The following is an 11,485-nucleotide window of genomic DNA, read 5'->3' on the forward strand; positions in this document are numbered from 1 at the left end:
CGACCGCCGCTTTCGCTAGTTTCGGCGTCGTGGCCGACGTGATGAACCGCCAGATCCTGCTCCGGCGACGCCCCGTCGGACTGGTCAAGCCCGACGACACCGAACTGGTGACCTCGCAGGCACCGGAGCCGGCGGACGGCGAGGCTCTGCTTCGCACCACCTATGTCGGCATCGACGCAGCGGCGCGGACATGGCTCGACGACCAGCCCGGCTACCTGCCGCCGGTGCAAATCGGAGAGGTGATCCGCGCAGCAGGCATCGGAGAGGTGGTGGCATCGTGTTGCGACGCCTACGCCGTCGGCGACGTGGTCACCACGCTGACCGGTTTTCAGGACTACGTGATCATCCGCGATGACATATTCGCCACGCCGGTGGTCGGGTACACCGACCAGCTCGCAGTCATGTCGGTGTACGGCCCCACCGGCGCCACAGCGTATTTCGGGATGACCGGCGTGGGTCGACCGCAGCCCGGTGAGACGGTCGTCGTTTCGGCGGCAGCCGGCGCGACGGGGTCGGTCGCCGGCCAGATCGCGCGGATCGCCGGTGCGCGCGTCGTCGGCATCGCCGGCGGTCCCGAGAAGTGCCGGGCGGTGGTCGACGACTTCGGATTCGACGCCTGCATCGACTACAAGACCGAGGACTTGCGGTCCGCACTCAAGGAGCACTGCCCGCGAGGCGTCAACGTCTACTTCGACAACGTCGGCGGACCGATCCTCGATGCGGTGTTGGGCCGCTTGGCGCCGAAGGCCCGGGTCGTGCTGTGCGGCGTCATTTCCAGTTATCTGACCGGAGACCATCCCGGACCGGCCAACTACGTGAACCTGCTGTCGAAAACCGCGCTGATGCAGGGGTTCAACGCGCTCGACGAGTGGGGCCGTTTCGACGAAGCCTTCACCGCACTGAGCGGCTGGGAGCAGGAGGGCCTGCTCGTCCACCGCGAGACGGTGTTCGACGGGCTCGTCTCGTGCGTCGACGCGCTCAACGGGCTGTTCACCGGGGCTAACATCGGAAAGATGCTCGTGAAGGTCAGCGCACCGACGCTCGCCTAGAGGTAACGCGACGGTGAAACGGGTTCGGACAGCGGCGTTGCTGCTGGCGGTGACGGTTTCGGCGGCGGGTTGCAGCGGCGAGATCGGCGAGACCCTGCGGCGGCTGGCACACCCAGCCACGCCATCGGCGGAAGCTCCGGCAGAGTCGTCCGACGATGTCGTGGCCAAGGCGCGGCCCAGCGTGGTGAAAGTACACGGGGAGTCGGAGAGCTGCTTCAAGATCTCCGAGGGCAGCGGTTTCGTGGTCGCACCCCACAAGGTGATGACCAATGCTCACGTCGTCGCAGGCGCCGAAACCTTCTCCGTCGACGCGCAGGCGAAGTCCCTTGACGCGCAGGTGGTTTCCTACGACCCGCGAGCCGACATCGCAATCCTCGACGTGCCCGGTCTGTCTGCGGCGCCATTGGAGTTCGCCGAGTACACGGCCGGTACCGGTACTCCCGCGCTGGTGCTCGGCTTTCCCGGTGCCGCGTCGTTCAAGGCCTCCCCCACCCAGATCCGCCAGGTCTCCGATATCAAGGGCCCGGACATCTACCAGGCGACGTCGGTCACTCGACAGGTCTACATACTGATCGGCTCGTTCCCGCGGCCCGGCTCGAGCGGTAGCGCCGTCGTCGACCTGTACGGACACGTTCTCGGCGTGTATTTCGGTGCGGAGACCAATGATTCGACGACCGGCTTCGCGATGACTGCTGCACAGGTGGCGCCCCAGATGGCACAGGTCGGTGGTACGCAAGCCGCCGACACCGGCGATTGCGTCTACTAGCACGGCTCCACTACGAATGAGGACGTGACCGGTCACGCCTGCTGTTGCACGCCGAGGACACGCAGCAGGTCCGGCTTCATCTCCTGCAGCTGCGCCCCCCAGTAGCCCCAGCTGTGGGTGCCGTTCTCGGGGAGCTTGAAGATCGCGTTGCGTCCGCCCGCAGCGATGTACTTCTGCTCGAACTGCTTGTTGGTGTCCACCGTGATGGTCTCCAGATACTGCGCGCTGAACTGGGTGCCGAAGTTTCCGTCGTTGGCGTCGAGATCAGAGAGTCCGCCGTTGCCGCAGTAGACCCAGAGAGCCGTTCGGTTGGCCACCAACGTGTTGATGTTGACCATCGGATCGTTGCGGCGCCAGGCCGGGTCGCTGGTGTTTCCCCACATGTCCACGGCGTTGAAGCCGCCGGCGTCCTTCATCGAGAGGCCGATGAGCGTCGGCCACAGACCCTGTGAGGGGTTGAGGAAGCCCGACAACGAGCCGGCGAAGATGAACTGCGCCGGATGCCAGATGGCGAGCGTCATGGCCGCACCGCCCGACATCGACAGTCCCACAACGGCATTGTTGGACGGGTCCTGACCCTTGTTGGCCTGAAGGTACATGGGCAATTCCTGTGTCAGGAACGTCTCCCACTTGTATGTCTGCGTGCCCGAGCTACCTGCTGCCGGCTGGTACCAGTCGGAGTAGAAACTGGACTGACCGCCGACGGGCATGACGACCGAGATCCCCGACTGGTAGAACCATTCGAACGCCGAGGTGTTGATGTCCCAGCCACTCGCGTCGTCCTGGGCCCGTAAACCGTCCAGCAGGTAGACGGCGTGCGGGCCACCGCCCTGGAACTCAACCTTGACGTCGCGCCCCATGGCAGCCGACGGAACCTCCAGATACTCCACCGGCAGACCCTGCCGCGAGTACGCCGCAGCGGTCTGAGCCTGAACCACGCTGACCGTCAGAGCCAGCATCGCCACCGATACCACCGCGACCGCATATGACCACGCACGTAACGTCCTGTCGACCACGTGTTCCGCCACCAACACCGCCACACCTCATCTGTCTCGGGCTCGCCTTCGCGCAAGGTAGCAACGGCACATGACAGACGCGGCGCTGCAGCGCCGCGCGTGATCGGCTTGTTATCAACACGTTCCGAGATTGTGAGGTCCATCGACGTGAGCAGTCGAGCGACACCGTGATGGTCCGCGCGACGACCACCGGGGCGAAGTCGCGGTCGCCGCGGCCGCCGACACGCACGAGTTCCGTACGCTCCCGCGGATTGCGTACGTCGATCATCTCGCACTGGTTCAGCGGCAGACGCCTTGGCAGACGCCTTCAAGGTAAAGATTCAGCCCGACGCGACAACGGAATTCGCGCTCCACGGCGCGAGCGGGGTTCCGCTGTCGGCCCGATATTCGTCGGGCAGATCGTCGACGACATGCCATGTCGCGGCGAGGCGCCCAAGCCCGACGCACAGCGCGCAGTGAACGCCCAAGGCGACCAACTGGTCCTCAGTGAAATGCCGGCGCAGGTCGTCATACACCGAGTCGCCGATCGCGAGATGGTCGGTCGCGAACAGGTCAGCGAACCGCAATGCGCTGCGCTCGGGGTCCGTTAGGTCCGACGCCTCGGCCGGTCGCTCGAGTGAGCACACCGCGTCCTCGGTGAGGCCGTCGTCGATCGCGCTCTGGTAGCGGATCGACATACAGCTGCGGCACTGGTTGTGAAAGGCGATGCGCAGCCGGACAAGCTCCATCAGCCGTGGCGAGAGGACGCCCGCCTCGCGCAGCGCACCGGTGACGCCACCGACGGCGGCGGCGACATCGGGCAGGCGCGACATGATGCCTGCAACACCGAGGTTGATGCGATCACCCTGACCGATATCCGTGGTCGGTATCGCGGCGAAACCGTCGGCCGGTGTGATTCGCGCCATGATGCTCCGATCGCCAGGGAGGGACGAAGCGAGCGTAATCCTTCGACCGGGGTGGAGTCCGTGCATGTCGTCAGGATTCACGACGGCGTCTCGCGGCATCGGTGTCACGCTCGTCGCCGAGGTCGCAACAGCGCTACCGGAGCTGTTTCGGGCGCAGACCGAGCGCCTGAACGCGGGCTGAGTCAGCTGAAGTGCGTCTTCGGCCGTGCCAGCGAGACACCGTCGACGACGACGTCGAGTTTCTCGTTGTAGAACGCCACCAAGCCTGCGATCGGCGCCACCGCCGGGAGTGGGTAGTGGTATGTCCAGGCCAGATCCGGGTGCAGCGTGTCAGCAGTCCGGACAGACCAGTAGCCCGACGTGGTGCCTTTGTAGGGGCAGAGCGTCTGGGTGTCGCTGGGCTCCAGATGCTCGAAGGCGACATCTGAATAGTCGATGTAATACCTTGTCGGCAAGCCGGTTTCGAAAAGCAGTACTGGAGAGACGGTATCGGCGAGCACGACGTCGTCCAGCCGCACTTGGACATGACGGTGTGACCGGAGCGCGTCCACGCGTGCGTAGGGATTGCGCGGATGACCGTAGATCTGTTCGTCCTCCTCCAGCCAGCTGAGCTGGTCCCACTCGAAGCGCACCAGGCCCGCGACGGGTCCGTCGTCGAACACCCTGGCCGCCTTCTCATGTGTGTGGCCGGCTCCGATCAGCGAGTGCAGCCGCGACGAGCCCAACTGGACCTTCTGTGGGTGGTCCTCGTCGCGCAGAAATTCCGTACGCACATCGGTGAGCGGGATGTAGTACTGCGGGTAGTACGGCACTTCCCAGACATAGCGGGCGTGGGTGGTATCGAAGACCAGCTCGTGGCCGAGATAGCCGCGGACCCGCCGCGGCGCCGGCTCGATCCGTCCGCGCGAGGCGGCCATCTGCGGGTAATCGCGATCATCGCTCATTCAGCCATGATGTCCCGGGAATGCACCGAGCACACGCGGTGTCATACCTTTCGAGTAAATCGTGCCGGAAGGACGAGGACATGCGAGTTGGAGTGACGTTTCCGCAGACCGAACTCGGCGGAGATCCGGGCGCCGTGCGCGCGTACGCCGAGGGCGTCGAGGAACTCGGCTACCGCCACATTCTCGTATACGACCACGTCGTGGGTGCCGACCCGAAGGTCCATACCGGCTGGAATGGACCGTACGACGTACACACGACGTTCCATGAGCCCTTCGTCTTGTACGGCTATCTCGCCGCGGTCACGCGGTCACTCGAGCTGGTCACCGGCGTCATCATCCTGCCGCAGCGCCAGACAGCGTTGGTGGCCAAGCAGGCCGCAGAGGTCGACCTGCTCAGCGGCGGCCGGTTGCGGCTCGGCATCGGTGTCGGCTGGAACGCCGTCGAGTACGAGGCGCTCGGTGAGGATTTCGGCAGTCGCGGCAAAAGGTCTGCCGAGCAGATCGCCCTGCTGCGGCGCCTCTGGACCGAGCAGTCGGTGACGTTCGACGGGGAGTTCGACAAGCTCACCGGCGCGGGTATCGCGCCCCTGCCCGTCCAGCGTCCGATTCCGGTATGGGTCGGGGCGGCGTCGCCGCCGGGCTACAAGCGTGCCGGGCGCCTGGCGGACGGCTGGTTTCCCATGATGGGGCCGGGGCCTGCGCTCGACGAAGCGCGCACCGTGGTCGAACGCGCCGCGGTCGCGGCAGGCCGGGATCCGGCGTCGATCGGCATGGAGGGTCGCGTGGATTGGCGCGGCGACGTCGACGCGGTCATCGAGCGGTTGAAGCAATGGGCCGAAGCGGGTGCGACTCATGTATCGGTCAACACCATGGGCGCAGGCCTGAAAACCGTCGACGACCACCTCGCCGCGCTGTCACGAGCCGCTGAATCGCTTCCTGCGGATTGAGTCGTCATCCACTGACATGCGACCCGGCATCCCGGGGCAGGCGAAGCGTTTCGATCAGCGTCGTGGCCAGCACTGCGCCGAGCACCAGATAAACATAAGGGTACGACGACAGGATGCCGAGAAGCAGTGCGGCTATGGCGATTCCGAGGCCGGCGGCAAGTTCCTGAACCGATGAGTTCAGGGTGTTTCCGTGGGTGAGATCGTCACCGGCGATACCCGAGTACGCCAAGCTGGCATATGCGGTGAAGCCGATCGAGCGCAATGCACCGCTGACATAGAGAACGGCGGCCATCGCGACGATCGGAAGTCCCGGCGCAAGCAACGCCAGTAATCCGAAACATCCGACCGACGCCATTCCGTTGGCGAGCAGCACGTTACGGATGCCGAATCTGCGCATCAGCGGAGTAGTCGCCGGCTTGATGGTGAGGTTGCCAAGGAACAACGCCGCGACCATGAGGCCCGCGCTGAATGGCGTCCAGCCGAACACGAACTGGAACTGCAACGGCAGCAGGAACGGGACGGCGGTGATCACCATGCGGTACAAGGATCCGGCCGTGACGGTGATCCGCAGTGTCCGTTCCCGCAGCACCCTCAGTTGCACGAGCGGCGCATCCGAGCGCAGGAGGTGGTTGGCCGCACAGCCGAGCAGCACCACTGCGGCCGCTCCGGACACTCCGACGAACGCCCAGTCGGTGCCGCTCACGTGAAGCTGTTCGAGCGCGATCAGCGCGGACGCGATTCCCAGTCCGATCATCAGCATTCCGCGCCAGTCCAGTGGGCGCGCCGACGGCACGGGCTCACCGTGTACAAGCTTGAGCGCCAGGAGAAAGCCGATCACGCCGATCGGAATGTTGATCAGGAAAATCCAGCGCCACGATACGAACGTGGCGATCGCGCCGCCCAAGGCGGGGGCTATCACCGGTGCGGCCAGTGCCGGCCAGGTGAGCAGGGCGATGGCGCGGACGAGGTCGGACTTGCCGGAGTGCCGCAACACGGCCAGTCGTCCGACGGGGACCATCATCGCGCCGCCGACGCCTTGCAGCACGCGCATGCCCACCAGCATTGGTAGCGACGTACTGGCAGCGCAGCCGACTGAGGCGATCGTGAACACCGCAATCGCGGTGACGAACACGCGCCGAACACCGAACCGGTCGGCCATCCATCCGGTCGCAGGTATCAGCACAGCGACGGTGATCAGGTACGCCGAAATCGCCACGTTGATGTTCACCGCCGCGACACCGAACGACTCGGCGATGCGCGGTATGGCCGGCGCGATGATCGTGGCGTCGAGGATCTCCATGAAGAACGCAGCGGCCACCAATAACGCCATGCCGCGCGGGAACGACGACTGTGGAGACTGCGCGGGCGTCGGGTCAGGCATTGCCGTCAACCTAGCCCGCCATCGAAGTCAACTCAGCGATTGGTGGCCGATCTCAGCCGGTCGGCCACAGGGGGATCTAGCACGGGCGTCAGATTCGCATCACGTTCTCCGCGTTTCGATGTGCGATCGCGGTGCGCTCGTCGTCGCTGAGGTCTGCGTGCTCGATGAATTCCGACACGTTGTCGCGAACCACATACGGGAAGTCCTCGGCATGGATGATTCGGTCGGCGCCGACCTCGGCGACGAAGAACTTCAGCTGATTCTGGCTGTACATGCCTGATGGCGTGATCCACACATGCTGTCGGTAGTAGTCACTGACGGGGCGGTCCAGATACTTGGCCCAGCCGATTGTCTCGTCGAGCCGGTCGAGCCACCCTGCCACCAACTCGCCCCAATGACCGCTGAGGAGTTTGAGGCCGGGGTGACGATCCAGTGCGCCCGACAGGATGAGCCGCAGCACGTGGATTCCGGCCTCCGCGTGCCAGCCGAATGCGGGCGAGGAGAACAAGAATTGGATTGCCGTCGGCCAACTTCCCGCGTAGTAAGCGGTCGTTACGGGGTTCGGCGGGGCACCGGGGTGAACGTAGATCGGGAGATCGACTTCCTCGGCGGCGCACAGGACGGGGGCGAACCGGTCATCGTCGAGGAACAACCCGCCGCAGGTTCCCATCACGAGGGTTCCCACGAACCCAAGCTCGTTGGCGCATCGCCGCATCTCGTCGGCAGCCGCGGCGGGGTCGTGCAGCGGAATGGTCGCAAAGCCGCGAAATCGAGTAGGATGTTGTGAAATCTGTTCGGCGAGTGAGTCATTGACTTTGCGGCACAGATAAACAGCTTCGGGGTGATCCAGAGTGCTTGGGCCGTTCGCGCCGTGCGACACCACCTGCATATCGATGCCGACCTCGTCCATGTGCTTCAGCCGCTCGCCCGCCAACCGCTCCGTCGAGTCTTTGTCGGGCGTGAAGTCTCGCAGGAATGCGCCGAAGCCGGCGTCGGGCTGAGTGGGCGGCGGGTCCGACAGTTCCAGAACGCGGGCGACGGCCTCCGGGTGCTGGAAATGTTCCTCGACGGTGATGATGCGCACTGGACTTCCTCACGACGTGAATGTCTAACGGGCGAGGTTCGATGACCTCACCCTCATTCGTACGCCGGAAACTGGACAGCGGCTGTCTCAGCTTTGGTTGAACCTGTCGCGACTTGCCTCTAATCGCTTCGGCTCATTCGCCTGCGGCGCCGTGGAACTGGACGGCTCGTGTTCGCGAGCGAACGCATCGTAGGCATCGGCGATGTGGTCGACCGTCGCATCTGGATGCTCCTGCGCGACAGCTTCGATCGCTGTATGCGTCCTGTCTCCCAGTCCGCACCGAGGTGAAGGGCGCTGACCATGCGCGATCGCACAGTTCAGCGACTTCTGAAATGTGCTGCGCAGATCGGCTGCCCCCTCCATGCCTCAACGCTACGTAGTCGAACGCCGACTCAACGACCTCAGAGCAACATTTAACCCAAACGTCAACCAGGCGACTGTGCGGTTCGGTGGAACAGTCGGACTATGCGCCGTGCCGGGCATCGAAGTCTGCGGGTCTCCGACTCAGAGGTAAGGCTGTTCGGCTCCCGGAGAAGGAGTGACGCGACGTTTCACAGCGCCCGCCAGCACCGGCACACTGGCGACCAGGCCGTCAATGAAGATTTGCGCCTGTTCGACGTCGAGCGATTGCGTTGCGGCATATGCGAGGGTGGCCACATTGCGCGCCTCTTCGTATTGGAAACCCTTGCATAGCAAGGAATCTCGAGCGTCAACAATTCGACGCGATAGTTGACGCCCTCTTGCCGCCAAGGCCGTCCGGTGATCAGGTCATTTTTCGTATACGGCCGTAACATCGCTGTCCAGCATGCTGATCGCTGATCTATATAGTCCTGCTCTATCTCGAGCACCGCTCCGATGATGCCGACGGTGACCTGGGCGGCGGACGGAATCGCTGAGACGACATCCCCCGTCGATGTCCACCTGTTCCACGACGGCGCGTCGCAGCGACGTGATTGCAGGCACGCTCGCTCTGCGGCCTCGGCGGAAAATTCGGGAAACACTTGTCTTTTTAGTCGACGTCATGCGCTCACCCGGTCCGATCCTCGACCGGCGTAGACGTCGCGACGCTCAGCTCGGCGCCGCCGGCAGCGTGGAATCGGCGACCCGGACGCGCACGGCGATCACACAGACATCGTCTTGGCGAGGCGGTAAGGCAAGCGTTTCGGTGAGTTGCCGGCAGCCCTCGGCCAGCGCGGTATCCGATCGCCAGCCCGCCAATAGCCGCTGCACCTGCGCGATGCCTGTCTCGATGTCGCGGCCTGGGCGCTCGACCAGGCCGTCGGTGTACATGAGCAAGATGTCACCGGGACTAAGCCTCACCTGGCCCTCGGTGTAGGTGGCATCACGGATGGGCCCGAGCACCGGGCCGTGGGCGTCGACGAGTCGCACGACTTCCCCGTCCCGCGCGCGACGCAGCAATGCCGGTGGATGCCCGGCCAGGCCGTAGGACAAGGCGCCGGCCAGCGGATCGAAGACGCCCACGGCCATGGTGGTGAACCTTCCGTGGCTGGCGTGGGCGGTGAAGGTGTTGAGTTCGCCGAGCAGTTGTGCGGGCGGCAGCCCCTGCAGGGCCATGGCGCGCGCGGCGCTGCGCAGTTGCGCCATGTCTTCGACGGCCGGCAATCCATGTCCGACCACGTCACCCACCGCAAGGTAGGTGCGCTGCTTCGGCAGGGCCATGACGTCGTACCAGTCACCGCCGAGTCCGTGCTCGGCGTCTGCTGGTTCGTAGCTGACGGCCAAGTCCAGTTCGTCGATGTCGGCCGGTTCGGTGGGCAGCACCGCCGCCTGCAGCACCGCGGCCCGGGCGTGCTCGTCGGCATATACCTGAGCGCGCACCAAGGCCTGCCCGACCATGGTGGCGACGGCAGAGGCGTATGCCAATTGCGCGGCATCGAGCGGTTGCGGCCGCGTCCACATCAGGCCGAGCATGCCGATGGGCTTGGCGCCGGAGGACAGCGGCCAGCACACCATGGACGCCGCCCCGCTCTGCGCCATCAACTCGGCATTGTCGGGATAGCGCCGCTGGTATTCCGCGAGGTTGCCGATCACCACGGCCTGCCCCCGACGGACCGTCTCGCTCGCAGCGGTGCTCTCTTCCAGAAGAAGCCCGTCTCCGAACCTGTCGCGCAATTCCTGCGGGTAGCCCGCCATGCTCACCCACTGCAGCCGTCGCCCGTCGGGACTCAACAGTCCCAGCGTCAGCGCTTGCGCTCCGGCGTCGCCCAACAGCTGAGAGACGACTGCATCACCGATTTGGCTGGGCGTCAGCGCCGCTGACAGCTGCTGCGCCAGTAGCGCAAGGGTCTGCAGCCGGTCGTGTTCACGACGTTCGGCTTCCCGCTGTCTGATTGCCGCGACGCGTCCGGCGGCTTCTTGCGCGATCAGCATGGCGACCAGCACGATGACCGCGATGAATGCCTGTGTCATCGCCAGCCGTACCGGCGCGGCCAGGTTCAATTCCGCGGACAAGCCGCGCTCCGAGCCCGTCATGTAGTTGACGATGAAGGCCAATACCGCCCCGGCGACGGCCGCACCGATCACGTCGAGCCGAAACGCCGCCCACGCCATCACCGGCAGCAGCAGCAAGCTCGGTGGCGCCTGCCACCAGAATGTCGTCAGCGACATCGCAACGGTGACGGCGACCACCAGAAAAGTCTCCGCAAGGCGAGCCCGCAGTATGTGAGACTGTCTGGGCCACAGCAAAATTGGTGAGCCCACTACGAGAGCGCCGATGCCGTCGCCCGCCCACCAGTGCACAACGGCAATGGGCCATGAAGTGTCGTTGGACGCGGCACTGACCGCGCCGCCGATCACCCCCCCGACCAGTGGACCAGCCAGGCAAGCTGCGGCGACGAATTTGGCCAGGTCCCCCCGAGCCCGTAGGTCCGGCGCGCCGTTGCACCAGGCCCAGACCAGCGATGCTCCAATCACAGGCTCGATAGAGTTGGCCAACGCGAATCCCGACGCAGCGCCCACGCCGACGCCGTAATGGAGATCAACGGCCAACTCCGCCACGACTATCGCGGCGACGATGACCGCCCATCGCGATCGCGGTGTCAGCAGCATCGCGGCCACGGTGACGCCGGCGGGCGGGAAGAACGCCGGATCGATCCCGGCGCCGAAGGACTGCCACGAAAGGACCGCCCCGGCCAGATAGGACAGCGCCACGCAGGCGAACAGCACACCCGCCGACCGCCAATTCTGACGCCGATTCACGCGCGCGCCGCCGCGCGGCTCGCTCGCCGTCATCCCGGGCCAAGACACCGTGATGAGCCTATCGACTGCGTAGTCACTAGGGCGCGTTACTTTCATTCAAGGACAAGCGACTGAACCGGTATGTCGACTGCTCGCGTTCGTCACGACGACAGCTACCTGGCATGCGCCACGGCT

Annotated in this window: 11 protein-coding genes; 3 read left to right on the plus strand and 8 right to left on the minus strand. The window is 65.1% G+C overall.

Annotated features, from left to right (window positions below):
* Positions 1-29: 29 nt before the first annotated feature.
* Both QOC76_RS26925 and QOC76_RS26930 read left to right on the plus strand, forming a co-directional pair.
* Positions 30-1,049 (plus strand): NADP-dependent oxidoreductase, encoded by a 1,020-nt coding sequence (locus QOC76_RS26925; RefSeq protein ID WP_526362246.1) that lies wholly within the window; start codon positions 30-32, stop codon positions 1,047-1,049.
* A 13-nt stretch (positions 1,050-1,062) separates the two neighbouring features.
* Positions 1,063-1,815, plus strand: a complete 753-nt coding sequence (locus tag QOC76_RS26930; protein ID WP_526362248.1) for a trypsin-like peptidase domain-containing protein — start codon at positions 1,063-1,065, stop codon at positions 1,813-1,815.
* Positions 1,816-1,847: 32 nt separating this feature from the next.
* On the opposite strand, the gene QOC76_RS26935 is transcribed toward QOC76_RS26930, so the two are convergent.
* From QOC76_RS26935 to QOC76_RS26945, 3 genes are all read right to left on the minus strand, one after another.
* Positions 1,848-2,774, minus strand: a complete 927-nt coding sequence (locus QOC76_RS26935; protein ID WP_526362264.1) for an alpha/beta hydrolase — start codon at positions 2,772-2,774, stop codon at positions 1,848-1,850.
* Between the two features lie 377 nt (positions 2,775-3,151).
* Complete coding sequence (locus tag QOC76_RS26940) at positions 3,152-3,736, minus strand: carboxymuconolactone decarboxylase family protein (RefSeq protein WP_526362250.1); 585 nt, start codon at positions 3,734-3,736, stop codon at positions 3,152-3,154.
* Positions 3,737-3,918: 182 nt separating this feature from the next.
* Positions 3,919-4,680 (minus strand): DUF427 domain-containing protein, encoded by a 762-nt coding sequence (locus QOC76_RS26945; RefSeq protein ID WP_526362252.1) that lies wholly within the window; start codon positions 4,678-4,680, stop codon positions 3,919-3,921.
* Positions 4,681-4,760: 80 nt separating this feature from the next.
* Between QOC76_RS26945 and QOC76_RS26950 the strand changes: the two genes are divergently transcribed.
* Positions 4,761-5,627 (plus strand): LLM class F420-dependent oxidoreductase, encoded by an 867-nt coding sequence (locus QOC76_RS26950; RefSeq protein WP_526362254.1) that lies wholly within the window; start codon positions 4,761-4,763, stop codon positions 5,625-5,627.
* Positions 5,628-5,631: 4 nt separating this feature from the next.
* Here the strand turns inward: QOC76_RS26950 and QOC76_RS26955 are convergent, their stop codons facing one another.
* From QOC76_RS26955 to QOC76_RS26975, 5 genes are all read right to left on the minus strand, one after another.
* Entirely contained in the window at positions 5,632-6,957 is a 1,326-nt protein-coding gene (locus QOC76_RS26955) for an MFS transporter (protein ID WP_526362267.1), read from the minus strand.
* Between the two features lie 139 nt (positions 6,958-7,096).
* Positions 7,097-8,092 carry an amidohydrolase family protein gene (locus tag QOC76_RS26960; RefSeq protein ID WP_526362256.1) on the minus strand — a complete coding sequence of 332 codons (996 nt, stop codon included), beginning with the start codon at positions 8,090-8,092 and terminating at the stop codon, positions 7,097-7,099.
* A gap of 87 nt (positions 8,093-8,179) precedes the next feature.
* Entirely contained in the window at positions 8,180-8,455 is a 276-nt protein-coding gene (locus QOC76_RS26965; protein ID WP_526362258.1) for a hypothetical protein, read from the minus strand.
* A 141-nt stretch (positions 8,456-8,596) separates the two neighbouring features.
* A complete protein-coding gene (locus QOC76_RS26970; RefSeq protein ID WP_526362260.1) occupies positions 8,597-8,749 on the minus strand; it encodes a hypothetical protein in 153 nt (50 codons plus the stop codon).
* Between the two features lie 411 nt (positions 8,750-9,160).
* The gene (locus QOC76_RS26975) at positions 9,161-11,359 is read right to left on the minus strand and encodes a PP2C family protein-serine/threonine phosphatase (RefSeq protein WP_526362262.1); all 2,199 of its coding nucleotides are present in this window, start codon (positions 11,357-11,359) and stop codon (positions 9,161-9,163) included.
* Between the last annotated feature and the right edge of the window lie 126 nt (positions 11,360-11,485).

Origin of the sequence: Mycobacterium sp. (assembly GCF_032159565.1) — a bacterium.
GTDB lineage: Bacteria > Actinomycetota > Actinomycetes > Mycobacteriales > Mycobacteriaceae > Mycobacterium.

Excerpts from the sequence above, each read along its gene's own strand:
- QOC76_RS26945 (WP_526362252.1), bottom strand. The coding sequence starts at position 4,680 with ATGAGCGATGATCGCGATTACCCGCAGATGGCCGCCTCGCGCGGACGG.
- QOC76_RS26955 (WP_526362267.1), bottom strand. The coding sequence starts at position 6,957 with ATGGCGTTATTGGTGGCCGCTGCGTTCTTCATGGAGATCCTCGACGCC.
- QOC76_RS26950 (WP_526362254.1), top strand. The coding sequence starts at position 4,761 with ATGCGAGTTGGAGTGACGTTTCCGCAGACCGAACTCGGCGGAGATCCG.
- QOC76_RS26940 (WP_526362250.1), bottom strand. The coding sequence starts at position 3,736 with ATGGCGCGAATCACACCGGCCGACGGTTTCGCCGCGATACCGACCACG.
- QOC76_RS26965 (WP_526362258.1), bottom strand. The coding sequence starts at position 8,455 with ATGGAGGGGGCAGCCGATCTGCGCAGCACATTTCAGAAGTCGCTGAAC.
- QOC76_RS26935 (WP_526362264.1), bottom strand. The coding sequence starts at position 2,774 with ATGCTGGCTCTGACGGTCAGCGTGGTTCAGGCTCAGACCGCTGCGGCG.